This is a genomic window from Bacillus sp. FSL R5-0603 (assembly GCF_038050295.1).
Taxonomy (GTDB): domain Bacteria; phylum Bacillota; class Bacilli; order Bacillales; family Bacillaceae; genus Bacillus; species Bacillus subtilis.
In genome coordinates this window covers 2,381,588-2,408,294 of the sequence record NZ_JBBOYP010000001.1, presented here as the reverse complement: position 1 = coordinate 2,408,294, position 26,707 = coordinate 2,381,588, and the positions used below count along the sequence as shown (strand labels likewise).

General features: G+C 42.0%; 28 protein-coding genes. 21 read left to right on the top strand and 7 right to left on the bottom strand.

Annotated elements, in window-relative coordinates:
* Nucleotides 1–13 precede the first annotated feature (13 nt).
* The 7 genes from NYE56_RS12280 to NYE56_RS12250 all read left to right on the top strand — a co-directional run bounded on the left by NYE56_RS12280 (nt 14) and on the right by NYE56_RS12250 (nt 7,444).
* The gene (locus tag NYE56_RS12280) at nt 14–826 is read left to right on the top strand and encodes a pyruvate, water dikinase regulatory protein (protein ID WP_003230064.1); all 813 of its coding nucleotides are present in this window, start codon (nt 14–16) and stop codon (nt 824–826) included.
* A gap of 253 nt (nt 827–1,079) precedes the next feature.
* Nucleotides 1,080–1,574, top strand: coding sequence for a YaiI/YqxD family protein (locus NYE56_RS12275; RefSeq protein WP_341283910.1), 495 nt, complete (start codon nt 1,080–1,082; stop codon nt 1,572–1,574).
* Between the two features lie 32 nt (nt 1,575–1,606).
* Nucleotides 1,607–3,418 (top strand): DNA primase, encoded by a 1,812-nt coding sequence (gene dnaG, locus NYE56_RS12270; RefSeq protein ID WP_341283909.1) that lies wholly within the window; start codon nt 1,607–1,609, stop codon nt 3,416–3,418.
* Nucleotides 3,419–3,616: 198 nt separating this feature from the next.
* Entirely contained in the window at nt 3,617–4,732 is a 1,116-nt protein-coding gene (gene rpoD, locus NYE56_RS12265) for an RNA polymerase sigma factor RpoD (protein WP_003226225.1), read from the top strand.
* Between the two features lie 328 nt (nt 4,733–5,060).
* Nucleotides 5,061–5,423, top strand: coding sequence for a cytochrome c550 (cccA, locus tag NYE56_RS12260; RefSeq protein WP_003230068.1), 363 nt, complete (start codon nt 5,061–5,063; stop codon nt 5,421–5,423).
* Nucleotides 5,424–5,679: 256 nt separating this feature from the next.
* Nucleotides 5,680–6,330 carry a tRNA (adenine(22)-N(1))-methyltransferase TrmK gene (gene trmK, locus NYE56_RS12255; RefSeq protein ID WP_069837638.1) on the top strand — a complete coding sequence of 217 codons (651 nt, stop codon included), beginning with the start codon at nt 5,680–5,682 and terminating at the stop codon, nt 6,328–6,330.
* A complete protein-coding gene (locus NYE56_RS12250) occupies nt 6,323–7,444 on the top strand; it encodes a Nif3-like dinuclear metal center hexameric protein (RefSeq protein ID WP_341283908.1) in 1,122 nt (373 codons plus the stop codon). The genes trmK and NYE56_RS12250 overlap by 8 nt, the downstream gene beginning before the upstream one ends.
* Nucleotides 7,445–7,466: 22 nt before the next feature.
* On the opposite strand, the gene NYE56_RS12245 is transcribed toward NYE56_RS12250, so the two are convergent.
* Entirely contained in the window at nt 7,467–8,411 is a 945-nt protein-coding gene (locus tag NYE56_RS12245; RefSeq protein ID WP_341283907.1) for a 4-hydroxy-3-methylbut-2-enyl diphosphate reductase, read from the bottom strand.
* A gap of 122 nt (nt 8,412–8,533) precedes the next feature.
* Nucleotides 8,534–9,277 (bottom strand): VrrA/YqfQ family protein, encoded by a 744-nt coding sequence (gene vrrA, locus NYE56_RS12240; RefSeq protein ID WP_341283906.1) that lies wholly within the window; start codon nt 9,275–9,277, stop codon nt 8,534–8,536.
* A 168-nt stretch (nt 9,278–9,445) separates the two neighbouring features.
* On the opposite strand from vrrA, the gene cshB reads away from it, so the two are divergent.
* Together cshB and NYE56_RS12230 are read left to right on the top strand one after the other, a co-directional pair.
* Nucleotides 9,446–10,762, top strand: a complete 1,317-nt coding sequence (gene cshB, locus NYE56_RS12235) for a DEAD-box ATP-dependent RNA helicase CshB (RefSeq protein WP_341283905.1) — start codon at nt 9,446–9,448, stop codon at nt 10,760–10,762.
* A gap of 9 nt (nt 10,763–10,771) precedes the next feature.
* Nucleotides 10,772–11,665 carry a deoxyribonuclease IV gene (locus NYE56_RS12230; protein WP_341283904.1) on the top strand — a complete coding sequence of 298 codons (894 nt, stop codon included), beginning with the start codon at nt 10,772–10,774 and terminating at the stop codon, nt 11,663–11,665.
* A gap of 26 nt (nt 11,666–11,691) precedes the next feature.
* Here NYE56_RS12230 and NYE56_RS12225 read toward each other — a convergent pair whose 3' ends face one another.
* A complete protein-coding gene (locus tag NYE56_RS12225; RefSeq protein WP_003230076.1) occupies nt 11,692–11,946 on the bottom strand; it encodes a DUF2624 domain-containing protein in 255 nt (84 codons plus the stop codon).
* A gap of 115 nt (nt 11,947–12,061) precedes the next feature.
* Between NYE56_RS12225 and NYE56_RS12220 the strand changes: the two genes are divergently transcribed.
* Together NYE56_RS12220 and zur are read left to right on the top strand one after the other, a co-directional pair.
* Nucleotides 12,062–12,943, top strand: coding sequence for a YitT family protein (locus NYE56_RS12220; protein ID WP_003230077.1), 882 nt, complete (start codon nt 12,062–12,064; stop codon nt 12,941–12,943).
* A gap of 137 nt (nt 12,944–13,080) precedes the next feature.
* Nucleotides 13,081–13,518, top strand: coding sequence for a zinc uptake transcriptional repressor Zur (gene zur, locus NYE56_RS12215; RefSeq protein ID WP_021480043.1), 438 nt, complete (start codon nt 13,081–13,083; stop codon nt 13,516–13,518).
* A gap of 42 nt (nt 13,519–13,560) precedes the next feature.
* Here the strand turns inward: zur and NYE56_RS12210 are convergent, their stop codons facing one another.
* Nucleotides 13,561–14,142: a nucleotidase gene (locus NYE56_RS12210; RefSeq protein ID WP_003246215.1), complete on the bottom strand. Its 582-nt coding sequence runs from the start codon at nt 14,140–14,142 to the stop codon at nt 13,561–13,563.
* 132 nt (nt 14,143–14,274) lie between these two features.
* Here NYE56_RS12210 and NYE56_RS12205 point away from each other — a divergent pair, with 132 nt between their 5' ends.
* A complete protein-coding gene (locus tag NYE56_RS12205) occupies nt 14,275–14,664 on the top strand; it encodes a DUF308 domain-containing protein (RefSeq protein ID WP_010886568.1) in 390 nt (129 codons plus the stop codon).
* Between the two features lie 25 nt (nt 14,665–14,689).
* Here the strand turns inward: NYE56_RS12205 and ispG are convergent, their stop codons facing one another.
* The 3 genes from ispG to NYE56_RS12190 all read right to left on the bottom strand — a co-directional run bounded on the left by ispG (nt 14,690) and on the right by NYE56_RS12190 (nt 17,101).
* Nucleotides 14,690–15,823: a flavodoxin-dependent (E)-4-hydroxy-3-methylbut-2-enyl-diphosphate synthase gene (gene ispG / locus NYE56_RS12200; protein ID WP_010886567.1), complete on the bottom strand. Its 1,134-nt coding sequence runs from the start codon at nt 15,821–15,823 to the stop codon at nt 14,690–14,692.
* A gap of 122 nt (nt 15,824–15,945) precedes the next feature.
* A complete protein-coding gene (locus NYE56_RS12195; protein ID WP_003230087.1) occupies nt 15,946–16,245 on the bottom strand; it encodes a LysM peptidoglycan-binding domain-containing protein in 300 nt (99 codons plus the stop codon).
* A 94-nt stretch (nt 16,246–16,339) separates the two neighbouring features.
* Nucleotides 16,340–17,101, bottom strand: a complete 762-nt coding sequence (locus NYE56_RS12190) for a DUF1189 domain-containing protein (protein ID WP_341283903.1) — start codon at nt 17,099–17,101, stop codon at nt 16,340–16,342.
* A gap of 109 nt (nt 17,102–17,210) precedes the next feature.
* Here NYE56_RS12190 and NYE56_RS12185 point away from each other — a divergent pair, with 109 nt between their 5' ends.
* The 9 genes from NYE56_RS12185 (at nt 17,211) to pstB (NYE56_RS12145) (ending at nt 26,704) form a co-directional block, all read left to right on the top strand.
* On the top strand, nt 17,211–17,693 hold the full coding sequence (locus NYE56_RS12185; protein ID WP_004398518.1) for a DUF456 domain-containing protein: 483 nt from the start codon (nt 17,211–17,213) through the stop codon (nt 17,691–17,693).
* Between the two features lie 177 nt (nt 17,694–17,870).
* On the top strand, nt 17,871–18,479 hold the full coding sequence (gene sodA / locus NYE56_RS12180) for a superoxide dismutase SodA (RefSeq protein ID WP_004398583.1): 609 nt from the start codon (nt 17,871–17,873) through the stop codon (nt 18,477–18,479).
* Between the two features lie 106 nt (nt 18,480–18,585).
* A complete protein-coding gene (locus tag NYE56_RS12175; RefSeq protein ID WP_003230095.1) occupies nt 18,586–19,878 on the top strand; it encodes an MFS transporter in 1,293 nt (430 codons plus the stop codon).
* Nucleotides 19,879–19,991: 113 nt separating this feature from the next.
* The gene (gene pbpA, locus NYE56_RS12170; RefSeq protein WP_212058905.1) at nt 19,992–22,142 is read left to right on the top strand and encodes a peptidoglycan D,D-transpeptidase FtsI family protein; all 2,151 of its coding nucleotides are present in this window, start codon (nt 19,992–19,994) and stop codon (nt 22,140–22,142) included.
* A 154-nt stretch (nt 22,143–22,296) separates the two neighbouring features.
* On the top strand, nt 22,297–23,199 hold the full coding sequence (locus NYE56_RS12165) for a phosphate ABC transporter substrate-binding protein (RefSeq protein WP_341283902.1): 903 nt from the start codon (nt 22,297–22,299) through the stop codon (nt 23,197–23,199).
* A 68-nt stretch (nt 23,200–23,267) separates the two neighbouring features.
* On the top strand, nt 23,268–24,197 hold the full coding sequence (pstC, locus tag NYE56_RS12160; RefSeq protein WP_268555533.1) for a phosphate ABC transporter permease subunit PstC: 930 nt from the start codon (nt 23,268–23,270) through the stop codon (nt 24,195–24,197).
* On the top strand, nt 24,197–25,081 hold the full coding sequence (gene pstA / locus NYE56_RS12155) for a phosphate ABC transporter permease PstA (RefSeq protein WP_003230103.1): 885 nt from the start codon (nt 24,197–24,199) through the stop codon (nt 25,079–25,081). The genes pstC and pstA overlap by 1 nt, the downstream gene beginning before the upstream one ends.
* A gap of 20 nt (nt 25,082–25,101) precedes the next feature.
* A complete protein-coding gene (gene pstB, locus NYE56_RS12150) occupies nt 25,102–25,911 on the top strand; it encodes a phosphate ABC transporter ATP-binding protein PstB (RefSeq protein WP_015384102.1) in 810 nt (269 codons plus the stop codon).
* Nucleotides 25,912–25,921: 10 nt separating this feature from the next.
* Entirely contained in the window at nt 25,922–26,704 is a 783-nt protein-coding gene (pstB, locus tag NYE56_RS12145) for a phosphate ABC transporter ATP-binding protein PstB (RefSeq protein ID WP_014480273.1), read from the top strand.
* Nucleotides 26,705–26,707: the final 3 nt, after the last annotated feature.

The window sequence follows — 26,707 nt, the reverse complement described above, 5'->3', positions numbered from 1 at the left end:
ACGGGGGGATAATATGAATAACCGCATCATCTATGTTGTATCGGATTCCGTCGGTGAAACGGCTGAATTGGTAGTAAAAGCAGCACTCAGCCAATTTAACGGATCGGCGGATGATACTCATGTAAGAAGAATTCCTTATGTTGAAGATATAGGCACTATCAATGAAGTGATTTCACTTGCAAAGGCAGACGGGGGCATTATCTGTTTTACACTCGTGGTGCCGGAAATCAGAGAATATTTGATAGCCGAAGCGGAAAAAGCAAATGTTTTATATTATGATATTATCGGCCCGTTGATTGATAAAATGGAAACAGCCTACGGTTTAACAGCGAAATACGAACCGGGGCGGGTGCGCCAGCTTGATGAAGATTATTTCAAAAAAGTGGAGGCCATCGAGTTTGCAGTTAAATACGATGATGGACGTGATCCAAGAGGGATTTTAAAAGCTGATATCGTTTTGATCGGCGTGTCAAGAACGTCTAAAACACCGCTGTCTCAATATCTCGCACACAAACGCCTGAAGGTTGCCAATGTTCCGATTGTACCGGAGGTTGATCCGCCGGAAGAACTCTTTAACGTTGATCCGAAAAAATGCATCGGTTTAAAGATTAGCCCTGATAAACTGAATCATATCAGAAAAGAACGCTTAAAATCACTCGGGCTTAATGATAAAGCGATTTATGCAAATATCAACAGAATCAAAGAGGAACTCGAGTATTTTGAAAAGATTGTGGATCGGATCGGCTGCCAGGTTGTTGATGTTTCAAATAAAGCGGTTGAGGAAACAGCAAATATTATCCATCATCTCAAAACAAAAAACATATAACTCAGGACGCTCTATCCTGGGTTTTTGGCTGTGCCAAAAGGGAATAATGAAAAACAATAGCATCTTTGTGAAGTTTGTATTATAATAAAAAATTGTGATAAAATGATTAATTTTAGGTTTAAGGATCGTGTGATACGAATAAACTATTATGGGTAAGATGTCAAGAATTTCTCCCGGAAATTTTTCGACAAATTCATATACATCCACAATAATAAAGGATGTGCGATTTTGCTTGCTTTTATGCAGGAGTTTAATGGAGGGATGGAGAATTACTCTTTTTAATGAACAAGAAAAGACGATTTTTGTCGATGCTGATGCTTGTCCGGTAAAAGATGAAATTTTACAAACAGCATCCGAGTATGAAGTTCAAGTTCTTTTTGTCGCTTCATTTGAACATTATCAGCTTTCCAGAAGCAATGAAGAAAAATGGAAGTATGTTGATCCTCATAAAGAAGCTGCTGATTTATATATCGCAAATCACGTGAAACCGGGAGATATTGTTGTGACGCAGGACATCGGATTAGCATCTCTGCTGTTGAACAGAAATGTCTCCGTTATGTCGGAAAGAGGTCGTCTTTACAAAGAAGACACGATTGATTTTGCTCTAGAGGGCCGTCATTTTTCCGGCAAACAAAGAAGAAAAGGCGTATATGCCAAAGGGCCTAAAAAATTGAATAAAGAAGATCGAGAACGATTTATTACACTGCTGCAAAAAATCCTGTCGAACGATGAAGGGATTTTGCACTAAAGCATCGAATAAGTACGACGGAGTGTTATAAGATGGGAAATCGGATACCAGATGAAATTGTGGATCAGGTGCAAAAGTCGGCAGATATCGTTGAAGTCATAGGTGATTATGTTCAATTAAAGAAGCAAGGCCGAAACTACTTTGGACTCTGTCCTTTTCATGGAGAAAGCACACCTTCGTTTTCCGTATCGCCCGACAAACAGATTTTTCATTGCTTTGGCTGCGGAGCGGGCGGCAATGTTTTCTCTTTTTTAAGGCAGATGGAAGGCTACTCATTTGCCGAGTCGGTTTCTCACCTTGCTGACAAATACCAAATTGATTTTCCAGATGATATAACAGTCCATTCCGGAGCCCGGCCAGAGTCTTCTGGAGAACAAAAAATGGCTGAGGCACATGAGCTCCTGAAGAAATTTTACCATCATTTGTTAATAAATACAAAAGAAGGTCAAGAGGCACTGGATTATCTGCTTTCTAGGGGCTTTACGAAAGAGCTGATTGATGAATTTCAGATTGGCTATGCTCTTGATTCTTGGGACTTTATCACGAAATTCCTTGTAAAGAGGGGATTTAGTGAGGCGCAAATGGAAAAAGCGGGTCTCCTGATCAGACGCGAAGACGGAAGCGGATATTTCGACCGGTTCAGAAACCGTGTCATGTTTCCGATCCATGATCATCACGGGGCTGTTGTTGCTTTCTCAGGCAGGGCTCTTGGCAGCCAGCAGCCTAAGTATATGAACAGTCCTGAAACCCCGCTCTTTCATAAAAGTAAACTGCTTTACAATTTTTATAAGGCCCGCCTTCATATCAGAAAGCAGGAAAGAGCAGTCTTATTTGAAGGGTTTGCTGATGTCATATCGGCTGTAAGCTCGGGTGTAAAAGAAAGCATAGCCACGATGGGAACGTCTCTTACAGATGATCATGTCAAGATCCTGAGAAGAAACGTCGAAGAAATCATTCTTTGCTATGACTCTGATAAAGCCGGTTATGAAGCCACCTTAAAAGCTTCGGAGCTTCTGCAAAAAAAAGGCTGCAAAGTCAGAGTTGCAATGATTCCTGACGGATTGGACCCTGATGATTACATCAAAAAATTCGGCGGGGAAAAATTTAAAAACGACATTATTGACGCCAGTGTCACCGTAATGGCGTTCAAAATGCAATATTTCCGAAAAGGAAAGAACCTGTCCGATGAAGGCGACCGCCTGGCTTACATTAAAGACGTACTGAAAGAAATCAGCACGCTTTCAGGGTCTCTAGAGCAGGAAGTCTATGTAAAGCAGCTTGCTTCAGAGTTTTCGCTTTCACAGGAGTCTTTAACTGAGCAGCTGTCTGTTTTCAGCAAGCAAAACAAACCTGCTGACAATAGCGGTGAAACAAAAACGCGGCGAGCGCATCTGACGACAAAAGCAAGGCAAAAACGTTTGCGTCCGGCGTATGAAAATGCAGAAAGGCTGTTACTCGCTCACATGCTTCGAGATCGGAGCGTCATCAAAAAAGTGATTGACCGGGTAGGGTTTCAATTTAATATTGATGAGCACCGGGCATTAGCCGCCTATCTTTATGCTTTTTATGAAGAGGGAGCCGAGCTGACGCCTCAGCATCTGATGGCTAGGGTGACGGATGATCATATAAGCCAGCTCTTGTCTGATATATTAATGCTTCAGGTTAATCAAGAGCTTAGCGAAGCCGAGTTATCAGATTATGTAAAAAAAGTGTTGAATCAAAGAAATTGGTCAATGATAAAAGAAAAAGAGGCGGAAAGAGCCGAAGCCGAAAGGCAAAAAGATTTTTTAAGAGCTGCTTCTCTGGCTCAAGAAATCATTACATTGAACCGATCTTTAAAATAACTGGAGAACTGATGAGGAGCATGTATTGGCAATGATTCCTTGCGGAGGAGCAAATAGATCGCTTAACCTCATCATGAATTGTCATTTCATTATTCGCACATTGTTAAAGGCAGTTCACATAGAAAACGCCTGAATGGACCGAATAAGAATCATACCGCTTATAGAATTCGTTGCAAGCTTTGGAAGGAGGGATCCATAATGGCTGATAAACAAACCCACGAGACAGAATTAACATTCGACCAAGTAAAAGAGCAATTAACAGAGTCTGGTAAAAAACGTGGCGTTTTGACATATGAAGAAATTGCTGAGCGTATGTCCAGCTTTGAAATTGAATCAGACCAAATGGATGAGTATTATGAATTTTTAGGTGAACAAGGTGTTGAATTAATTAGTGAGAATGAAGAAACAGAAGATCCTAATATTCAGCAGCTTGCCAAAGCCGAAGAAGAATTTGACCTTAATGACCTAAGTGTACCGCCTGGCGTTAAAATCAATGACCCAGTTCGTATGTATTTAAAGGAAATCGGTCGGGTTAACCTTCTTTCTGCAAAAGAAGAAATCGCCTACGCTCAAAAGATTGAAGAAGGTGACGAGGAATCTAAACGCAGATTGGCTGAAGCGAACCTGCGGCTTGTTGTCAGTATCGCAAAACGGTATGTCGGACGCGGTATGCTGTTCCTTGATCTGATCCAGGAAGGAAACATGGGTCTGATGAAAGCCGTTGAAAAATTTGATTATCGCAAAGGTTATAAATTCAGTACGTATGCTACGTGGTGGATCAGACAGGCGATTACACGCGCCATTGCCGATCAGGCGAGAACGATCCGGATTCCCGTTCATATGGTTGAAACCATTAATAAATTAATCCGTGTGCAGCGTCAATTACTGCAAGACTTAGGCAGAGAACCAACACCTGAAGAAATTGCGGAAGATATGGATTTAACGCCTGAAAAAGTACGCGAAATCTTAAAGATTGCTCAAGAGCCGGTATCTCTGGAAACACCGATCGGTGAAGAGGATGACTCGCACCTTGGTGATTTCATTGAAGACCAAGAAGCAACTTCACCTTCTGACCACGCCGCATACGAGCTATTGAAAGAGCAGCTGGAAGATGTGCTTGATACGTTAACTGATCGTGAAGAAAATGTATTGCGTCTTCGATTCGGTCTTGATGACGGCCGTACAAGAACATTAGAAGAGGTCGGCAAAGTATTTGGAGTAACGAGAGAGCGTATTCGACAAATCGAAGCCAAAGCGTTGCGGAAACTAAGACATCCTAGCAGAAGTAAACGTTTGAAAGATTTCCTCGAATAAGATGGAACGGGTCTTGAAGATCCGTTCTTCTTTTTTTAAAAAGATATATGGATAATATGCCTTTATTTTACTGAAAAATGATGTCATTTGCAAATGAACATTGTGGCTAAAAATTTCAAAATCTAATTCCATATTTTCTATTGTAAGCGTATACAATACATTATACAATAGAATAAAAAGGATATTAGAGATTTAGGCATGTTTCTATTCAATTTTGTATAAAGTGTGAATAAAAAACTTTTGTATAGCAATCCATTTACTTTTTGTAAAAATAAGTTAGAATTAGAAGTGTTTACATAGGGGGAAGGATCAAAAAGGGGGAAGGGAAATGAAATGGAACCCGCTTATTCCATTTTTGCTGATCGCTGTTTTAGGAATTGGTCTAACTTTCTTTTTATCAGTAAAAGGACTTGATGACTCTCGGGAGATTGCGAGCGGAGGAGAAAGCAAATCTGCTGAAAAGAAAGATGCAAACGCTTCACCAGAAGAAATTTACAAGGCAAACTGCATCGCATGCCACGGTGAAAATTATGAAGGTGTTTCGGGTCCTAGCTTAAAAGGTGTAGGGGATAAGAAAGATGTCGCTGAAATTAAAACAAAGATCGAAAAAGGCGGTAATGGAATGCCTTCCGGTCTTGTTCCGGCCGATAAGCTGGATGATATGGCAGAGTGGGTGTCAAAAATTAAATAAAAGAACTATTTTTCTCTTTATACATTCACAGGCCGCCGAGATGTTCTCGACAGCCTTTTATTTTTGACTGCCGCGTGTAGACCCGCATCAAAAGAAATAATTTCAAAATCATTTGCTTCAGCTTGGATTCCGGGCTGATTTTTTATATGATAGTAAAGGAAAAAATGATTGAGAAAAGTTGTGATGACAAGTGAACGAATTAAAATTATCTAAACGATTGCAAACAGTAGCGGAGTACATACCGAATGGAGCGGTGATGGCCGATATCGGCTCTGACCACGCCTACCTTCCTTGTTATGCGGTGCTGAATCATAAAGCCAGCGGGGCGATTGCCGGAGAAATAACAGACGGCCCATTTTTGTCTGCAAAGCGGCAGGTTGAAAAATCAGGCTTAAACTCGCACATTTCTGTAAGGCAGGGAGACGGACTGGAAGTGATTAAAAAAGGTGAAGCTGATGCCATTACGATTGCCGGAATGGGCGGGGCTTTGATCGCTCACATTTTAGAAGCGGGCAAAGACAAATTAACGGGGAAGGAACGGCTCATTTTACAGCCGAATATTCATGCTGTTCATATCAGGGAGTGGCTTTATAAAGAAGGATATGCGCTGATAGATGAGGTAATCCTTGAAGAGGACGGAAAGTGCTATGAGGTGCTGGTGGCAGAAGCGGGAGACAGGGATGCGGCTTATGACGGTATTTCTTTATCAGCCGGGATGCTCGTCGGCCCTTTCTTGGCAAAAGAAAAAAATGCTGTCTTTTTGAAAAAGTGGACACAAGAGCTTCAGCACACTCAAAGCATTTATGAACAGATCAGCCAAGCGGCGGATACAGAGCAAAACAAACAAAAATTAAAGGAGCTCGCCGATCGAATGGAGCTGTTAAAGGAGGTAATCGATCATGGCTAAAAGTGTAAATGGGCAGCAGATCATTCAGCTGTTTGAACAATTTTCCCCGAAAGCCTATGCGGTAGAAGGAGATAAAATCGGCCTGCAAATCGGCACCTTAAACAAACCAATTAAAAATGTGATGGTTACACTTGATGTGTTAGAGAGCGTTATCGATGAAGCGATTGAAAAAGAGGTTGACTTGATTATTGCACACCATCCTCCTATTTTCCGGCCGCTAAAGCATATTTCAACAGATCAGCCTGCCGGAAGGTTAATTGAAAAGTGTTTGAAGCATGATATTGCTGTTTATGCAGCTCATACAAATTTAGACGTTGCGGACGGCGGCGTGAATGATTTGCTTGCTGAAGTATTAGAGCTGAGTGAGACGGAAGTGCTGGCACCTACTTATACGGATCCTCTGAAAAAGCTGGCAGTTTACGTGCCGAAGGAATATGAAGAGCAGGTCAGAGCCGCGCTCGGAAATGCGGGGGCCGGCCATATCGGTGAATACAGCCATTGCGCGTTTTCATCTGAAGGAATCGGCAGCTTTAAGCCATTGGACGGAGCCAAGCCTTTTATCGGTGAAGTGGGAGAGCTTGAGCTTGTTCATGAAGTAAGGCTTGAGACTGTATTTCCTAAAAGCATCGAAAAAGCTGTTATCAATGCAATGATAAAAAGCCATCCATATGAAGAAGTCGCTTACGATATCTATCCTGTCGAACAGACTCCCGCCGAAAAAGGGCTCGGCCGTGTCGGAACCCTTAAAAATGAGATGACGCTCAAGGAATTCGCTTTATTTGTGAAAGACAAGTTGGACGTCAACGGTGTCAGAATGGTGGGAGATGCTGACAGTATGGTGAAAAAGGTAGCTGTTCTTGGCGGAGATGGAAACAAGTATATACATCATGCAAAACGAAAGGGAGCCGATGTTTACGTCACAGGAGATTTATACTTCCATGTGGCCCATGATGCGATGATGCTTGGCCTAAATGTGGTTGATCCGGGCCATTACGCGGAAAAAATCATGAAAGAAGGCGTCACGAGAAAACTGACATCAATGTGTAATGATAAAACGTTTGACGTGAATATCTTTGTTTCTGAAACAGATACAAATCCATTTACATTTCTATAAAAAAACTGAGGCTTTTACAGCCTCAGTTTTTTGCTTTTACTTTTGGAAGTATTTTTTTGAGCGGTATATTATGTTCAGTTGTCCAAGTTGATGGATCTTCGTGATCAAACTGCTCTAAAAAGTGAATGACTTCTTTTGTGATCGGCGTCGGTGTTGAAGCTCCCGCTGTAACTGCAACGGTATTAACGCCTTTCAGCCATTCGAGCTTCAATTCGCTTAAGTCGCCGATCCGGTATGCTTTTGTCCCGGCTATTTCCTCTGACACTTGAGCAAGCCTATTTGAATTGTTGCTTTTCGGGTCTCCGACAACGATTGTTAAGTCCGCTTTTTTTGCCTGCTCTGATACAGCTTCCTGCCGCACTTGAGTAGCGAGGCAAATCTCTTGGTGATATTCGACATGAGGATATTTTTCTTTGACAAGCTCCATAATGTCGTGAACATCCCATTGAGACATTGTTGTTTGATTCGTCACGATTAACTTCTCTGCTTGGATATCAAGTTTCTTTACATCTTCTTCTGTTTCAACTAAGTGAACGATCTCCGGCGCTACGCCAACGGCTCCCTCAGGCTCTGGATGCCCTTTTTTGCCGATATAGATTACGTGATATCCTTTTTCTTTCATCTCTAAGATTAGATTATGAGTTTTTGTCACATCCGGACATGTAGCATCAATTGCGACTAACCCTTTTTCTTCTGCGATTCTTCTGACTTCGGGAGAAACACCGTGCGCAGTGAAAATGACAGTTCCTTTGTCAACCTGCTTTAAGATGTCCAGACGGTTAGAACCGTCCAATGTAAAAATCCCTTCCTCTTCAAACGCATCAGTGACGTGTTTATTATGAACAATCATCCCGAGTATATAGATGGGTCTTGGCAAGCTTTTATCTAGTGACGCATTTTTGGCAATGACCATAGCATCAACAACACCATAGCAATAGCCGCGCGGTGAAATTTTAATTACGTCCATTTTCGGTTGTCCTCCAATACTGAAGTGAGTAAAGGCAATATAAAAAGCCGTAATCAAACGGCTCTATTCTTGCATTCTTCTGATCTCATTATAGCCAATCTCACTTCAGATATCAAAGAATGTTAAATATATAATCTCGGTTTTGAACTGCCTGATGTTCTTTTCGGAACAGGAGAGGCAGCTTCCTTTTTCTTCGGGGCAGATGTTTTTGATTCTTGTTCTTTATTGTCAGTTGTTTTAGATTTTTTTGGGAGAGAAGAACTTTTTGGTTTTGATTTTTTGTTCCCATCTGAGGTTTTTGTTTCAGTCTCTTTTTCTTTTTCTGATGATTCTTCTGAAACGGATTGTTTTTCACTTTCCTCATTGGTCTCTGTCTCAGTATCATCACTTTTACTTAATTGGCTGTACAGCTTCATCATTGCTGGCAGATTGCGGACTAATGGGCCGTACTGCTGGATCATAGGGGTGACTTGCTGCGCCATGCCGAGTACTTTTTGCACATTTCCAAGCATACTGGATAATGATGCAGGATTGGCGATATTTTGAATGCCTTGCAGGCCAGCACCTCCGCTCGCTGCGGCACCTGCTCCTGGAACTCCGGGAACTCCGGCGCTGCCAGCGCCTCCTCCGCCGGGTAGGAACCTTGACAGCATTCCTTTTAAGCCTCCGCCTGCACCTGCACCATTTCTCGCTCCGGCATTTGCCTGAGGAAGAAATTGTCCGGCTTGCTGAAAACCTTGCTGCTGTGCTCCAAATGAAGGTCCTCGCATATTAGGCGGTCTTCTGCCCATCATTCGCTGATTTGGCATGGGGCGGGGCGGTCCGGGCTGTGGGTAATTTCTCATTGGCTGCTGCGGTGAAAACATACTTGTACCTCCTTTCAGCTCTCTCTGCTATTAGAATATGCATGGGCTGCGGTATTTGCTTTACATAACTGAATAAAACAAACGCCTTGCAAACGTGGTGTTTTTAAGCAAAATCGGGTATAATGTGATGATGGACACATAATGTGCCGCTTTAAGGAGCTGGGAAAAATGAAAGAAACGAAATTTGAACTTTATGAATTAAAACCATTTATTATAGATGCAGTACATCGCCTTGGTTTTTACGAACCGACTGATATCCAGAAAAGGCTGATTCCTGCAGTGTTAAAAAAAGAAAGCGTCATCGGCCAGTCTCAGACGGGTACTGGAAAGACTCACGCTTATTTACTGCCTTTATTAAACAAAATCGATCCTGCTAAGGATGTCGTTCAGGTAGTCATTACGGCTCCGACAAGAGAGCTAGCCAACCAGATTTATCAGGAAGCGCTTAAAATCACGCAGGGTGAGGAAGGCAGTCAGATTCGCTCGAAATGTTTTATCGGAGGCACTGATAAACAAAAATCAATTGATAAATTGAAAATACAGCCGCATCTTGTTGTCGGTACACCCGGACGGATTGCTGACTTAATCAAAGAACAGGCGTTAAGTGTTCATAAAGCGGAATCTCTTGTTATTGATGAAGCGGATTTAATGCTGGACATGGGATTCCTTGCAGATGTAGATTACATCGGTTCCCGCATGCCTGAGGATCTGCAAATGCTTGTGTTCTCAGCGACCATACCGGAAAAGCTGAAACCATTTTTGAAGAAATACATGGAAAATCCGAAATATGCCCATGTGGAGCCAAAACAGGTGACTGCTGCGAAAATCGAGCATATCCTCATTCCTTCGAAACATCGTGACAAGGACAAGCTCCTTTTTGACATCATGTCGCATCTGAATCCATACCTGGGGATTGTGTTTGCCAACACGAAAAATACGGCTGACCATATTGCCAAGTATCTGACTGGCAAAGGCATGAAAATCGGCTTGCTGCACGGCGGATTAACACCACGTGAGCGGAAAAAAGTCATGAAGCAGATCAATGATTTGGAATTCACTTATGTCATTGCAACTGACCTTGCCGCAAGAGGTATTGATATTAAAGGTGTCAGCCATGTTATCAACTATGAGCTGCCGGATGATCTCGATTTCTATGTTCACCGTGTGGGCAGAACGGCTCGTGCTGGCTCATCAGGACAAGCAATGACCATTTATGAGCTTACTGATGAGGATGCATTAGTAAGACTTGAAAAAATGGGCATCGAATTTGATTACTTAGAGCTTGAAAAGGGCGAATGGAAAAAAGGCGATGACCGTCAGCGCCGCAAAAAGCGTAAAAAAACGCCGAATGAAGCGGATGAAATTGCTCATCGTCTCGTGAAAAAGCCGAAGAAGATTAAGCCTGGGTATAAAAAGAAAATGAGCTATGAGATGGAGAAAATCAAGAAAAAACAGAGAAGAAACCAATCTAAGAAAAGAAAGTAGGGGAACCTGTTGTTGAGAATAGGCTCACACGTCTCTATGAGCGGAAAACATATGCTTCTGGCTGCAAGCCAGGAAGCAGTCTCTTATGGGGCGAATACGTTTATGATCTATACAGGCGCACCGCAAAATACGCGCCGAAAGAAAATTGAAGACTTAAATATAGAAGCAGGCCGGGCACATATGCAAGAAAACGGCATTGACGAGATTATCGTACACGCGCCTTATATTATTAATATTGGCAACACGACAAATCCGTCCACTTTTGAGCTGGGTGTTGATTTTCTTCGTTCAGAAATTGAACGGACAGCGGCCATTGGAGCGAAGCAAATTGTCCTTCATCCTGGGGCTCACGTAGGGGCAGGAGCTGAAGCCGGCATCAAAAAAATTATTGAAGGCTTAAATGAAGTGATTGATCCGAATCAAAATGTCCAGATTGCATTAGAAACAATGGCTGGAAAAGGATCAGAATGCGGCAGAAGCTTTGAGGAGCTTGCACAGATTATCGAAGGCGTTACACACAATGAGCAGCTGTCAGTGTGCTTTGACACGTGCCATACACATGATGCCGGGTATAACATTGTCGAAGACTTTGACGGAGTGCTAAATGAGTTCGATAAAATCATTGGCATTGACCGTATTAAAGTGCTTCATATCAATGACAGCAAAAATGTCAAAGGTGCGAGAAAAGACCGCCATGAAAATATTGGCTTTGGTGAAATAGGTTTTGACGCACTGCAATATGTTGTTCACCATGAGCAGTTAAAAGACATTCCAAAAATTCTTGAAACACCATACGTCGGTGAAGATAAAAAGAACAAAAAACCGCCATACCGTTTTGAGATTGAAATGCTGAAAGTAAAACAATTTGATGATACATTGCTCGAAAAGATTTTACAGCAATAAAAAATGGGGGATAACACCCCCATTTTTTAGCTTGTGAATTGTTTGAATAGTTCATTAACTGTTTGGGCTGTTTCTTTCGATGTAATCGTCTCTACTTGTTTCAGCAGCCGCATTCGTTCACTCTCATTAAAGATGTTTACATTTTTCCCGTATAACAGGTTCGCTACTTCAACGGCCTGCGATCTTGTTAAGCTGATTCCGTATTGTTTTGAGTACTTCAGCAAATCATCAGCAGTAGCCTGATTAAGCCGCTGTAAAATAATTCTTTGAAATAAAATCATCGGTCATTCCACCTCCAGACTTAATGTATGGGCAAATCAGTAAAATGTGTCAGTGTTTAATGGTAAAATAGATTTATAATGTATTTAAAATAGTTATTGCAGGAAAGGAGATTTTATGACCCCAACAAAACAACATAAGAAAGAAACATTTACCCATTTTATTTTCAGGGTCTTTATGATTCTGGTAGGAGCTGCATCTGCGGCTGTAAGTATTGAATTATTTTTAATCCCCAATGATTTTATTGATGGCGGGATTATCGGTGTATCACTTATTTTAGACCACCTCTTTATGTCAAACCCCTTTCTGAATTTCGCCTTTTTCGTTGTCATATTAAATATTCCTTTTATGATCTTCGGATATAAATATATCGGTAAGACCTTTCTAGTCTCTACGTTTATAGGGATTGTCGGGCTTGCCGTTATTGAATCCTCACTTCACCATGTAGAAGCCATTACAACCCAGCCTATTTTGGCTACTGTGTTCGGAGGTCTTTTACTCGGCTTTGGCGTCGGGCTTGTTATTCGAAACGGAGGTTCAATGGATGGTACAGAAATTCTCGGTATTTTGCTGACCAAAAAACTCCCGTTTTCAGTAGGTGAGTTCGTTATGTTCATCAATGTGTTCATTTTCATTTGGGCAGTTTTTGTGTTCGGTCCTGAGCAAGCGATGTACTCATTCATGACTTATTATATTGCGATGAAAACGATTGATGCCGTGATCCAAGGGCTTGATGAAACAAAAGCTGTCATTATTGTGTCTGAGCAGTATGATGAGATTTCCGACGCGATTTTGCACCGTCTCGGTCGGGGAACAACGAAGCTGAAGGGGAAAGGCGGGTATACGGACGAAGAAAAAGACGTAATTTACGCGGTTGTCACAAGGCTGGAAGTGACAAAGCTCAAATCGATCGTGTTTGAAGTTGATCAAAATGCATTCATAACAATTATGAACACTCATGAAACGAGAGGCGGAAAATTCAAAAACGCAATCCACTAGGCTTTCATTTACTTTTATTCATTTTATGGGTATAATTTTATCTGCAGTAAAGAAAATGGCTTGCTGGACAGACAGCTGCCATTTTCTTTTTCATACATGTGATACGTTCTTAAGCAAAGCGAAAAGGGGGACCCTTCATGAACGTACAAGAAGCGTTGAACCTACTAAAAGAAAACGGATATAAATATACAAACAAACGGGAGGATATGCTGCAGCTTTTTGCTGATTCAGACAGATATCTTACCGCTAAAAACGTACTGTCTGCACTGAATAATGATTATCCAGGCTTAAGCTTTGATACAATCTACAGAAATCTTTCTTTATATGAAGAACTTGGGATTTTGGAAACAACTGAGCTGTCCGGTGAAAAGCTTTTCCGATTTAAGTGTTCATTCACCCATCACCACCATCATTTTATTTGTCTTGCCTGCGGCAAAACAAAGGAAATTGAATCATGTCCGATGGACAAGCTTTGTGATGATTTGGATGGCTATCAGGTCAGCGGACATAAATTTGAGATTTATGGCACATGCCCTGATTGTACAGCGGAAAACCAAGAAAACACTACTGCGTAAAATGCGTATATATGAAAAAGGGGCCCGGTTTGGGCTCCTTTTTCAGTTATTGACACGTATTAAGTGATGTTTATTGTTGTTCATCCATTGAACGGCTTCTAGCCAGTTGTTTACTCTGATGATGTTTGAATCAATCGGAAGCTGATTATAAGGGGAATTGAACAAAATCACCGGTATCCCGGCTTCTTTCGCAATCATCATGGCGTTCCCGTGATGATCCTCAAAAAACAGGTCGATGTTATGATTCTTGACCGCTTCAACTTTGTGATGACCGCCAACGAGTTCGATGTGGTCATAATGAATGTTTTGTCTGTCAAACCATTCATAGGTAATATCAGTTAAATGAGTCCGTCTCGCTGTAATATAAATAAGCTTGTGCTCCTCTTTGAGAAGATCAAGTGACTGTTTCGCATGCTGTGCAAGCAATGCTTCCTTATATATGATCGCTTCATTTTGATTCATCCAATCCCAAAATTCTTCCTGGGTAATGTTTAACAGCTTTGTTAAATCATAATCCGTCATATCGTTTAATGAAATGGAAAGATTAAACGAACGGTTCAAATAAGGGACGAATGTATCCTGAGCCGTGATTGTGCCGTCAATATCTATTCCTAAGCGTAACATGCCCACACTCCTTCAGTTTCATCCCTTCAAGTGTAACATAAACAATTGACATTAACAGAAAAGTTTAGCAAACATGAATCAGACAAAATGGATCAAACTATAAAAGCTCCTTTAATAAAACAGAAGGGGGAATTGAAGGTGGCAAACGATTACGAAAAGCGTGATAACAACAGTTACTATGTTGATCATGGATCTGAAGGGACAAATATTACCCGCGACAATGACGGTTTTTTTGAGGAAACAGCTGCTGAAATCGCAGAGCCTTATCGTGCTGCTGACCGCAGCAATGACCAAGACAATGATCGCAGCGGCGGCAATGTCAATGAAGGACGGGGAATAGGGTACATCGCTTTAGCCTTGTCCATCATTTCATTGTTTGTACTGCCTGTTTTATTGGGAGCTGCCGGTATTATTGTCGGCTATATCGCAAGAAGAAGAGGTGCTCAAGGCCTTGGAGCCTGGGCAATGGGTATCGGTGTCGTTTCATTAGTGCTTGGAATATTTATTATTCCATTTTTCTAACACAAAAAAGCTTGACGGGTTCCCGTCAAGCTTTTTGTGTTTCTTCTTTTAATTTTGCTTTTTCAGCTTCAAGTTTTGCGTAGTGTTCCTCAGCAAGAATGTCAATTTCTTTTTTGAGTTCTTCTACCATCGTTTCCTCTGGAACCTTACGGACAATTTTCCCTTTCCGGAACAGCAGCCCTTCACCGCGTGCGCCGGCGATTCCGATATCAGCTTCTCTCGCTTCACCAGGTCCGTTTACAGCGCAGCCGAGAACAGCAACTTTAATCGGCGCTTTTATCTTAGAAATATACTCTTCCACTTCATTGGCAATGCTTATTAGATCAATCTCAATACGGCCGCAAGTCGGACATGAGATGAGCGTGGCAGCATTGGAGGCTAAGCCGAAAGATTTCAGAAGCTCCCTTGCTACTTTTACCTCTTCTACAGGGTCTGCGCTTAGTGAAATGCGCATGGTGTTCCCGATGCCTTTGCTTAAAATGGCGCCGAGTCCTGCTGCGCTCTTTACTGTGCCGGCAAACAGCGTTCCTGACTCGGTGATCCCGAGGTGAAGCGGGTAGTCAAACGCTTTCGCCGCTTTTTCATAAGCCTCGATTGCAAGGTTCACGTCGGAGGCCTTCATGCTGACAATAATATCGTGAAAATCAAGATCCTCAAGAATTTTAATGTGATGAAGTGCGCTTTCTACCATTCCATCGGCAGTCGGATAACCGTATTTTTCTAAAATGCGTTTTTCCAATGAACCGGCGTTTACTCCGATTCTGATCGGAATGCCTTTGTCTTTGGCCGCTTTAACAACCGCTTCAACTTTTTCGCGCCGGCCGATGTTGCCGGGGTTGATGCGGATTTTATCTGCGCCGCCTTCAATGGCTTTCAACGCAAGTTTATAATCGAAATGTATGTCAACAACGAGAGGAATGGAAATGCGCTTTTTAATATCCGCAATGGCGTTTGCTGCCCGTTCATCCGGACATGCTACCCGAACGATTTGGCATCCGGCTTCAGCCAAACGGTTAATTTCCGCAACCGTTGCTTCTACATCATGTGTTTTCGTTGTTGTCATGCTTTGGATGACAACTTCATTGTTGCCGCCTATTGTTAAAGGTCCCACTTTGACGGGACGCGTTTTTGTACGATGTGTGATTTCACTCACTTGCAATCGCTCCTTAATTGTAGTTGCCGCTTCTAGATATAACAATTCTAGTATGGTTTATGTGAATTTATTTTACAAATTACATTGTAACAGTGTCTTCGCCGAACTGACAAGAAATTAACGTTAAATTAAGGGTAGACCGGGAATTTATACGCTGTTCCCGCTTGAATGGCATTGGCTTTCACATTTGGATTCAGTGCTTCAAAATCCTTTACAATGTCATCCGGAGAACCTGCTGATCCGACTATCGACATAACCGTATCACCCGGCTTTACCTTCACCGTTTTATAAGCCGGTTCTTGTACAGCCGTTTTTGCTGATGCTTCATAGACAGGGAGGTCCTGAATGGGTATGGTTCCAATTTTAAGGTCATAAAAAAGAATAAAAAGTATAAAAACAATGCTGCATACTAAGGTGAGACGCTTCATCGCTTTTCCTCCCGCATACGAAATTTTATACCATAGTATGCTTGTCCATTTCGATTCATGACAAAAGAAAAGAGACTGCGAATGCAGCCTCGGTTTATACAGCAGTTTTTTTGGATGGAATCTCTTTTAAAACGAGAAACAGGATGACAAAATTGACAAACCAGTTCAGCAAAAATTCACTTGGTACGGTTGCTTCTAATGCCCGCATGATTGTAAAGAATACAGTTGAAAGGGTGATGGAATAAGCAGAAAGCTTCCAGAGCTGATGATAGGATAAATGTTTTTTCTGCGAATTCTTAATGATTAACCCGATAAGCGCTAAAAACGATACTTCAATAAATTTTCCCGCTGCTGTTACGAGAAAAATAAGAGCTGAGAGAACAGTTACAATCATCGCTTTATTTTGGTTTAACCCTGCAATGACATCTTTTTTCTGTAACTCTGACGGCATCATTGAGTAAGACATTTCTTGGGCTTGTCCGTCAATGGCCAAAACAAATTTGTTCTGAAGGATGCCGATCGCGTTTTGCTTTGCTTTAATTTGTTCAGTGCCATAGGAGTCTGTCGGATCGAACACGATAACGAAACCATTTGCCTGAGATTCCGTGGCTTTTTTCTCATCCGTTTGAAGTTTGCCGTTTGAAATTGTGAAATCAGGGAAATCTTTGTTTAAAACAGTTTTAAAGCCGTTCATTGATTTTACGGTCCCTGTACTTACATAATAAGCGGTAGGGATTGCAAACAGGACAGAGAGCAAAAATACATAAAGAATCGCTTTTCCGATTCCTTGAAATCTTGTTTTTGCAATATCACGGGGAGAGTATGTACTTTTAATGAAAAGCTGAAACACATTCACTATCTTCACTTCCTAGCTAAACTAATATATGTTGCTTATTGTATCGTTGCATGCGTGTGAATACAAGGAAGACATGAAGAAGACAGAGTAAAATGGGAGGATGGAAGCTATGGATATGTTGTATTGGCTGTTAATTGCAGCGGTTTTTATCATTGCCTTTATCGGGCTGGTGTATCCTGTTATTCCGAGCGTAGTATTTATTGTTGCCGGATTTGTATTGTACGGATTTTTATTTTCATTCAGTCCGTATTCTTATATGTTCTGGCTTGTTGAGGCAGTTTTTGCCGCAGTATTATTCGCAGCAGATTACGTGTCGAATCTGCTTGGAGTAAAAAGGTTCGGAGGAAGCAAAGCTGCCATATGGGGAAGCACGATCGGTTTATTAATCGGGCCTTTTGTCATTCCGGTTGCAGGGATCATATTGGGGCCGTTTATCGGGGCTGTTTGCGCAGAACTTATCGTTCATCAGAAGGACTTAAAGTCAGCGTTTAAAATTGGCCTCGGCTCACTCATTGGTTTTTTAACAGGGGTTATTGCAAAGGGCATCATACAGCTTTTGATGATCGGATACTTTTTATGGACGGTCCTATAAGAAATGCTGCGGCAGGTTTAATGGGGCAGATTATCGGTTAAAGTGAAATATGTCCGCTGAAATGAGCCAAATCGTGAGCTTTTTCATTGATTACAAAGCATTCTTTTGTTACATTGAATGAAGAAAGGCTCGCTGTGAAGCGGCATTTCAGTACATATATACTAAGGAGGAATTATCATGGCTTACGAACTTCCAGAATTACCTTATGCGTACGATGCTTTAGAACCGCATATCGACAAGGAAACTATGACTATTCACCATACGAAACACCACAACACATACGTGACAAATTTAAACAAAGCGGTTGAAGGAAACACTGCTCTTGCCAACAAATCAGTTGAAGAGCTTGTTGCAGATCTTGATTCTGTTCCTGAAAACATCCGCACTGCAGTCCGCAACAACGGCGGCGGACACGCGAACCACAAATTATTCTGGACACTTTTATCTCCAAACGGCGGAGGCGAACCGACTGGCGCGCTTGCTGAAGAGATCAACAGTGTATTTGGAAGCTTTGACAAATTCAAAGAGCAATTCGCAGCAGCAGCAGCTGGACGCTTCGGTTCTGGCTGGGCATGGCTTGTTGTGAACAACGGTAAACTTGAAATCACAAGCACGCCAAACCAAGATTCTCCGCTTTCAGAAGGCAAAACGCCTATCTTAGGTCTTGACGTTTGGGAGCATGCTTACTACCTTAACTATCAAAACCGCCGTCCTGATTACATTTCAGCTTTCTGGAATGTTGTAAACTGGGACGAAGTGGCTCGTCTATACAGCGAAGCAAAATAATGGCACAAACAAGGTCCTCATTATGGGGCCTTGTTTTTTTATGTCTTCTTTTTACATATCTCGGTTTGAGTGAGACAGACTAAGGGATAGTAAAGGGGAGTCAGTAATGAGCAAACTAAAAAAAGTGATAGGCGATGTAGACGTAAACAAAGGGTTACTCTTTCTGCTGACCATTGGCGGGCTTTACTCGCTGGGAATTGCACTGTCCAATACATTTGTTAATGTGTATCTTTGGAAGCAGTCAGGGAAATTTATTGATTTGGCGATATATAATTTATCCATTGTGACAATGCAGCCGATAACCTTTTATTTGGCTGGACGGTTAGCCAAAAAAATAGACAGGGTATTCATTTTAAGGTTCGGCGTCATTTTTTTAGCTGCCTTTTATTTAAGTGTGCTTTTAGCCGGAGAAACGGCGGCCAGCCGCCTCGTGCTAATCGGCGCGGTGCTCGGAGTGGGCTACGGCTTTTATTGGCTAGCGTTTAACGTGCTGACCTTTGAAATAACAGAGCCGGATACGCGAGACTTTTTCAACGGGTTTATGGGCATTCTGTCTTCCTCTGCAGGAATGATCGGCCCGATTGTAGCCGGATTTGTGATCTCAAGGCTTGAAAATAATACGGGTTATACAGTGATTTTCAGTCTCTCCCTCAGTTTATTTGCCCTTGCTGTTGTGATGAGTTTTTTCTTAAAACGGAGAGAATCAAAGGGCCGTTTTATGCTGAGCAAAGTATTTGGAGAGCGCCATAGCAATATGAATTGGCGGAGAATCACGAATGCGCATTTTTTTCAGGGTTTGAGAGAAGGGATTTTTGTCTTTTTAATCAGTGTGTTTGTATTTATTGAGACAAACAGCGAGCTTGCTCTCGGTACATTCGGTCTTGTCAATTCAGCTGTTTCCTTCTTTGCCTACTACTTTGCATCCAGGCTGATTAAGAAAAAGGCGAGAAAAAAATCGATTTTGCTGGGCGGACTTATTTTGTATGGCGCGCTGTTTTTGATTCTGTTCCATATGAGCTTTTCGACATTATTAACGTACGGCGTTTTTATTGCAATCGGCTATCCTCTGTTGCTTGTGCCATATGTATCACTTACATATGATGTGATAGGGCGCGCGAGGCATGCAAGAAAAGCAAGAATTGAATATATCGTGCTTAGAGAAATGTTCTTGAACGCCGGCAGAATTGTTTCCATTTTGTGCTTTCTCCTGATTGTGGCCCTTCTGAAAGAGGATGTGGGAATTCCTTTGTCACTTGCGATATTGGGTATAGGACATCCTTTGATTTATTACTTTGTCAAGGATATCCGTTTTAAGGAGAAAGAAGGGGAAAATGAAACCATGGAAGAAGACGGCCAAAAACGGGTAACAGAACCGACCCTGTTAAAAGGCGAGAGATAATTTTTTTGCCAAAAAGGGGTTATCTGTAGAAAAAAGTCGAAAAAACCTTTAAAATGAAAACTGGCACTCTTACTTGAGTGTCTTTTCTTTCTGTAAATAGAAAAGGTGATGTTATGAGGAGAAATAAACCAAAAAAGCAAAATCATAAAGAGAAAAAGAAGTCGCTTCCGATCCGGCTGAATATTTTATTTTTAGCTGCCTTTGTTATATTTACCTGGATTATTGTGGAACTGGGCATCAAGCAGATCGTGCAAGGCGATGATTACAAAAACCAAGCGAATAAGCAGGAACAAAGTGAAGTCAGCTCAGCGGTACCACGCGGGAAAATTTATGATCGAAACTTTAATGCCATTGTGACAAATAAGGCTTTAAATGCAATCACATACACGAGATCTAAATCGACCACGCAAGAACAGCGCTTAAAGATCGCAAAAAAGCTGTCTGACATGATCAAAGTCGATACAAAAAAAGTAACAGAACGGGATAAAAAAGATTATTGGATTTTGACTAGACCGAAAGAAGCGAAAAAGCTCATTAGCTCTAAAGAAAGACAGCAGGTTGAAGACAAAAAAATATCCGATGACGATTTATACCAGCTTCAGCTAAAACGGATTACTGATAAGCAGTTGAATGAATTGACGGATAAAGATATGCAGATCCTCGCTATCAAAAGACAGATGGATTCGGGCTATGCATTGACCCCTCAATATATCAAAAACGAAGATGTATCAGCGAAGGAAATGGCAGTGGTAAGTGAACATTTAGACGAACTGCCAGGTGTTGATGTCACGTCCGATTGGGAACGTGAATATCCGTATAAAAACCTTCTTCGCTCAGTGCTCGGAAGTGTTTCCAGCTCTAATGAAGGATTGCCGTCCAACTTGCTCGACCATTATCTGTCGCTTGGCTACAGCCGTAATGACAGGGTCGGAAAAAGCTATTTGGAATACCAATATGAAAGCCTTCTGCAGGGCCAAAAAGCCAAAGTCGAAAATATCACAGATTCAAACGGCAATGTCACGGGAACAAAAACGGTATCTGAAGGCAAAGCCGGTAAGGATCTCGTGCTTACGATTGACATTGATTTGCAAAAAGAAGTGGAAAAAATCATTGAGAAGAACCTCAAATCTGCTAAAGCAAGACCAAGCACGCAATTGTTAGACCGGGCATTCGTTGTGATGATGGACCCAAGAAACGGTGAAGTACTTACAATGGCGGGCAAGCAGATTAAACAAGAAAATGGGAAATATAAAATTGATGATTACGCTTTAGGTACAATGACGTCATCTTACGCCATGGGTTCAGCAGTCAAAGGCGCAACAGTCTTGACAGGCCTTCAAACCGGAGCTATCAATCTGAATACTGTTTTTCAAGATGAACCTTTATATATTGGTCAGGATAAACGCGGTAAAAAGTCATGGACTAACTTAGGACCGGTCAATATTCAAAGAGCCTTAGAGCAGTCTTCTAACGTATTTATGTTTAAAACAGCGATCGCGCTCGGAAAAGGTGAATATAAACCGCACCAAGCTTTACCGATTGATACGACGGCCTTTGATACGTTCCGTAATTACTTCAGCCAATTTGGATTAGGTGTCAAAACTGGAATTGATCTTCCGAATGAAATGACAGGCTATAAAGGAACAGACAGATTGACGGGATTCTTACTTGACTATGCGATCGGCCAATACGACACGTATACACCGCTGGAACTTGCGCAATACGTATCAACGATTGCAAACGGCGGATATCGCTTAAAGCCTCAGCTTGTAAAGGAAGTCAGAGAACCTGATGCTAAAAGAGGGATCGGTGCTGTCGTACAATCCGTTCAGCCGGAAGTGCTGAATAAAATCGACATGAAGAGTGAATACATTAAAGAGGTGCAGGCCGGATTCAGACGGGTAATGACAAAAGGGACAGCTGCCAGCCAATTTGCTTCAGCGTCATATCAGCCTGCCGGTAAAACAGGAACAGCACAATCGTTCTATGATGGACCTGATAAATCAAAAACAGGAACAGCGACTTATAATACGACACTTGTTGCCTATGCACCGGCTGATAATCCTGAGATTGCGATCTCTGTAGTAGTCCCTTGGGCTTATATTGATTACAGCGCTAAATATACCATTACAAACGAAATCGGCAGGGAAGTAATGGATAAATATTTTGAGCTGAAATCGAAGCAGGACAAAGAAGATACTCAGCAAAAGAATAAAGACAAAATTGAAGAAAATGCAGAAAACACAACGTCTTCTGATAACTAAAAAGAAACGCTCACATGATGTGGGCGTTTTTTTTATACAAAAAAACGCACTGATTTACAAAACCTTAACATTCGGTTCAAACCCTTTTTACATAGAACCTTTACTCTATACGTGTAGGACAAATTACACATTATACGCAGGGGGAATTCAGGAAATGAAAAAAAACAAATTGATGCTTATGCTTCTGATGGCTGCTTTTATGATGATTGCAGCTGCATGCGGAAATGCAGGAGAAAGTAAAAAATCGAATAGCGATTCTGCAAAAGGAGAAGAAAAGGCATCAGGTTCTTTAACCATTTCTGGTTCATCGGCAATGCAGCCACTAGTACTTGCAGCCGCGGAAAAATTTATGGAAGAAAACCCTGATGCTGATATACAGGTACAAGCTGGCGGTTCTGGAACAGGGCTTTCTCAAGTCTCTGAAGGAGCTGTTCAGATCGGGAATTCAGACGTTTTTGCTGAAGAAAAAGAAGGCATCGATGCAAAAGCGCTTGTCGATCATCAAGTCGCTGTAGTTGGTATGGCAGCAGCTGTAAACCCTGATGCTGGTGTGAAGGATATTTCAAAAGATGAATTGAAAAAAATCTTCACTGGCAAAATTAAAAACTGGAAAGAGCTCGGCGGCAAAGACCAAAAGATTACACTTGTAAACCGTCCTGATTCTTCTGGCACACGTGCTACATTTGTGAAATATGCGCTTGACGGAGCGGAGCCTGCAGAAGGCATTACTGAAGATTCCTCCAACACGGTGAAAAAGATCATTGCTGATACTCCGGGAGCGATTGGATATCTTGCATTCTCATATTTAACAGATGACAAAGTAACTGCTCTATCTATTGACGGTGTTAAACCTGAAGCGAAAAATGTAGCAACTGGCGAGTATCCGATCTGGGCTTATCAGCATTCTTATACAAAAGGTGAAGCGACAGATTTAGCTAAAGAATTTCTTGATTATCTAAAGAGTGAAGACATTCAAAAAAGCATTGTTACTGACCAAGGCTACATTCCGGTTACTGATATGAAAGTGACACGCGATGCCAACGGGAAGCAAAGCTGATCTTAATAAAAAGAGGAGTGCGGGGACAACCGTTTCTCCTCTTAACACATTCATAGGAGTGTAAAACAATGATAAACAATAGAGAAAATATGTCTGTGAGCGAGCGTTTAATCAGCTCAAGGCAAAATCGGCAATTGGATGAAGTTCGGGGAAGAATGATTGTGACAGCATGTGCGCTGATTATGATTGCGGCATCTGTTGCAATCACCATTTTCCTCGGCGTGAAGGGGCTGCAATCTTTTCTTGTAAATGGTGTAAGCCCAATTGAATTCTTAACGAGCTTAAATTGGAATCCTACAGATAGTGATCCGAAATACGGAGTGCTGCCATTTATTTTTGGCTCATTTGCAGTAACGATTCTTTCTGCTCTAATCGCTGCGCCGCTTGGCATTGCAGGTGCGATTTTTATGACAGAGATTGCCCCGAATTGGGGAAAGAAAGTGCTGCAGCCGGTGATTGAGCTTTTAGTCGGTATTCCATCTGTTGTTTATGGATTCATAGGTCTTACAGTATTGGTGCCGTTTATCGCCCAGTTCAAATCGAGCGGAACAGGGCACAGTTTATTGGCGGGAATGATTGTCCTTTCCGTCATGATTCTGCCGACGATCACATCGATTTCTGCTGATGCAATGGCTTCTCTTCCGAAGAGTTTACGAGAGGGTTCTTACGCGCTTGGTGCGACAAGATGGCAGACGATCAGAAAAGTACTTGTGCCTGCAGCTTTTCCAACATTGATGACAGCTGTTGTGTTAGGCATGGCTCGAGCGTTCGGTGAAGCTTTGGCTGTTCAGATGGTCATTGGAAATACAAGAGTATTGCCGGAAAGCCTGTTTGACACTGCGGGAACGCTGACAACGATCATCACGCTGAATATGGGCCACACCACATACGGAAGTGTTGAAAACAATACGCTGTGGTCAATGGGGCTTGTGCTTCTGGTGATGTCATTCTTGTTCATCCTGCTTATTCGCTACTTGTCATCTAGGAGGAAAGTGTAATGAACCGCAAAATAACAGATAAACTGGCGACCGGAATGTTTGGTTTGTGTGCAGCCATTATCGCTGCCATTTTAGTAGGTTTGTTTTCCTATATTATTATAAACGGTGTTTCTCAGCTCAGTTTTCAATTTATTACAACAAAATCGAGCGCCATTGCAGCTGGAGGAGGCATACGAGATCAGCTGTTTAACTCCTTTTATATTTTGTTTATTACAATGCTGATTACAATCCCGCTCGGTGTGGGCGGCGGAGTCTTCATGGCTGAATACGCGCCTAATAACAAAGTAACTGACTTCATCAGAACATGTATAGAGGTGCTTTCATCTCTTCCGTCTATTGTCATTGGGATGTTCGGATTATTGATGTTTGTCAACTTAACAGGCTGGGGATATACGATCATAGGCGGAGCGCTTGCGTTAACTGTTTTTAACCTTCCTGTCATGGTGCGTGTGACAGAAGACGCGATCCGTTCAGTCCCTAAAGATCTGAAGGAAGCCTCTCTCGCTTTAGGTGTATCACGCTGGCATACCGTAAAAACCGTTTTAATTCCAAGTGCGATTCCTTCTATCATCACAGGAGCAATTTTAGCGTCAGGAAGGGTGTTCGGGGAAGCGGCCGCATTATTATTTACGGCAGGCCTGACAACACCGCGTCTTAATTTTACGGAGTGGAACCCGTTTTCGGAAACATCACCGCTTAATATTTTCAGGCCCGCTGAAACACTTGCGGTCCACATTTGGAACGTCAATACACAAGGAATGATTCCGGATGCTGAAGCGATTGCCAACGGTGGTTCTGCCGTGCTGGTGATTTCTGTTCTTGTGTTTAATCTCGCGGCGAGATGGCTTGGCACGATGATCTACAAAAAGCTTACGGCAAATTAGAACGGAAAGAGGCGAAAAACATGTCTGAACAAATGGTAAAAGAAAAACCTGAGCGAGCTGTTATTGTTCCGAAGCAGAACCACGTGCTTGAGGTCAAAGATCTGTCTATTTTTTACGGAAATAAACAAGCAGTTCATCATGTAAACATGGATATTGAAAAAAATGCGGTGACTGCTTTAATTGGGCCGTCGGGATGCGGAAAATCTACTTTTTTGAGAAATATTAACCGAATGAACGATTTAATTCCATCTGCAAGAGCGGAAGGTGAAATCCTTTATGAGGGATTAAATATATTGGGCGGCAATATTAACGTTGTCAGCTTGAGAAGAGAAATCGGAATGGTTTTCCAAAAACCAAATCCATTTCCGAAATCGATCTATGCGAATATCACACATGCATTGAAATATGCCGGAGAGCGGAATAAAGCTGTTTTAGATGAAATTGTGGAAGAAAGTTTAACAAAAGCAGCCCTCTGGGATGAGGTGAAGGATCGTTTACATTCATCCGCACTCTCGTTATCCGGCGGCCAGCAGCAGCGTTTATGCATCGCGAGAACGCTTGCGATGAAGCCGGCTGTTCTTCTGCTTGATGAACCAGCTTCAGCGCTTGATCCGATTTCAAATGCAAAAATAGAGGAATTAATTACAGGATTGAAAAGAGAATACTCAATTATTATTGTCACGCACAATATGCAGCAGGCTCTGCGGGTTTCTGACCGGACGGCATTCTTTTTAAACGGAGAGCTTGTAGAGTACGGACAGACCGAACAGATTTTCACGAGTCCGAAAAAGCAAAAGACAGAGGATTATATTAACGGGAAATTCGGATAGGAGGGCGGCAATGAGTATTGCTACCGAAGCTGTAATGAAACAGGAAGTCTATCAAGTCAATGGAATGAACTTATGGTATGGACAGCATCATGCTTTAAAAAATATCAATTTGAGCATTTATGAAAATGAGGTTACGGCGATTATCGGGCCATCCGGATGCGGGAAATCGACCTTTATCAAGACATTGAATTTAATGATTCAAATGACGCCGAATGTAAAGCTTGCAGGTGAGCTGAACTACAATGGCAGCAACATTTTAAAGGATAAAGTGGACATCGTGGATTTGCGAAAAAATATCGGCATGGTATTCCAAAAAGGGAATCCGTTTCCGCAATCTATTTTTGATAATGTGGCTTACGGACCGAGAGTCCACGGCACCAAAAATAAAAAGAAGCTTCAGGAAATTGTGGAAAAGTCATTAAAAGACGTGGCATTATGGGATGAGGTGAAGGATCGATTGCATACGTCCGCTCTTTCGCTGTCAGGGGGCCAGCAGCAGCGTCTTTGTATCGCCAGAGCGCTTGCGACAAATCCTGATATTTTGCTGATGGATGAGCCGACATCTGCACTAGATCCAATCTCCACGAGAAAAATTGAAGAACTCATTCTAGAGCTGAAAAATAAATACACAATTGTCATTGTCACGCATAACATGCAGCAGGCAGCAAGGGTTTCTGATCAAACCGCCTTTTTCTACATGGGCGAGCTTGTTGAATGCGACAATACGAATAAAATGTTCTCTAACCCGAAGGACCAAAGAACGCTCGATTACATTTCAGGAAAGTTTGGATGAAAA

Excerpts from the sequence above, each read along its gene's own strand:
- NYE56_RS12280 (WP_003230064.1), top strand. The coding sequence starts at position 14 with ATGAATAACCGCATCATCTATGTTGTATCGGATTCCGTCGGTGAAACG.
- NYE56_RS12275 (WP_341283910.1), top strand. The coding sequence starts at position 1,080 with ATGGAGGGATGGAGAATTACTCTTTTTAATGAACAAGAAAAGACGATT.
- dnaG (WP_341283909.1), top strand. The coding sequence starts at position 1,607 with ATGGGAAATCGGATACCAGATGAAATTGTGGATCAGGTGCAAAAGTCG.
- rpoD (WP_003226225.1), top strand. The coding sequence starts at position 3,617 with ATGGCTGATAAACAAACCCACGAGACAGAATTAACATTCGACCAAGTA.
- cccA (WP_003230068.1), top strand. The coding sequence starts at position 5,061 with ATGAAATGGAACCCGCTTATTCCATTTTTGCTGATCGCTGTTTTAGGA.
- trmK (WP_069837638.1), top strand. The coding sequence starts at position 5,680 with ATGGCCGATATCGGCTCTGACCACGCCTACCTTCCTTGTTATGCGGTG.
- NYE56_RS12250 (WP_341283908.1), top strand. The coding sequence starts at position 6,323 with ATGGCTAAAAGTGTAAATGGGCAGCAGATCATTCAGCTGTTTGAACAA.
- NYE56_RS12245 (WP_341283907.1), bottom strand. The coding sequence starts at position 8,411 with ATGGACGTAATTAAAATTTCACCGCGCGGCTATTGCTATGGTGTTGTT.
- vrrA (WP_341283906.1), bottom strand. The coding sequence starts at position 9,277 with ATGTTTTCACCGCAGCAGCCAATGAGAAATTACCCACAGCCCGGACCG.
- cshB (WP_341283905.1), top strand. The coding sequence starts at position 9,446 with ATGAAAGAAACGAAATTTGAACTTTATGAATTAAAACCATTTATTATA.
- NYE56_RS12225 (WP_003230076.1), bottom strand. The coding sequence starts at position 11,946 with ATGATTTTATTTCAAAGAATTATTTTACAGCGGCTTAATCAGGCTACT.
- NYE56_RS12220 (WP_003230077.1), top strand. The coding sequence starts at position 12,062 with ATGACCCCAACAAAACAACATAAGAAAGAAACATTTACCCATTTTATT.
- zur (WP_021480043.1), top strand. The coding sequence starts at position 13,081 with ATGAACGTACAAGAAGCGTTGAACCTACTAAAAGAAAACGGATATAAA.
- NYE56_RS12210 (WP_003246215.1), bottom strand. The coding sequence starts at position 14,142 with ATGTTACGCTTAGGAATAGATATTGACGGCACAATCACGGCTCAGGAT.
- NYE56_RS12195 (WP_003230087.1), bottom strand. The coding sequence starts at position 16,245 with ATGAAGCGTCTCACCTTAGTATGCAGCATTGTTTTTATACTTTTTATT.
- NYE56_RS12185 (WP_004398518.1), top strand. The coding sequence starts at position 17,211 with ATGGATATGTTGTATTGGCTGTTAATTGCAGCGGTTTTTATCATTGCC.
- sodA (WP_004398583.1), top strand. The coding sequence starts at position 17,871 with ATGGCTTACGAACTTCCAGAATTACCTTATGCGTACGATGCTTTAGAA.
- NYE56_RS12175 (WP_003230095.1), top strand. The coding sequence starts at position 18,586 with ATGAGCAAACTAAAAAAAGTGATAGGCGATGTAGACGTAAACAAAGGG.
- pbpA (WP_212058905.1), top strand. The coding sequence starts at position 19,992 with ATGAGGAGAAATAAACCAAAAAAGCAAAATCATAAAGAGAAAAAGAAG.
- NYE56_RS12165 (WP_341283902.1), top strand. The coding sequence starts at position 22,297 with ATGAAAAAAAACAAATTGATGCTTATGCTTCTGATGGCTGCTTTTATG.
- pstC (WP_268555533.1), top strand. The coding sequence starts at position 23,268 with ATGATAAACAATAGAGAAAATATGTCTGTGAGCGAGCGTTTAATCAGC.
- pstA (WP_003230103.1), top strand. The coding sequence starts at position 24,197 with ATGAACCGCAAAATAACAGATAAACTGGCGACCGGAATGTTTGGTTTG.
- pstB (WP_015384102.1), top strand. The coding sequence starts at position 25,102 with ATGTCTGAACAAATGGTAAAAGAAAAACCTGAGCGAGCTGTTATTGTT.
- pstB (WP_014480273.1), top strand. The coding sequence starts at position 25,922 with ATGAGTATTGCTACCGAAGCTGTAATGAAACAGGAAGTCTATCAAGTC.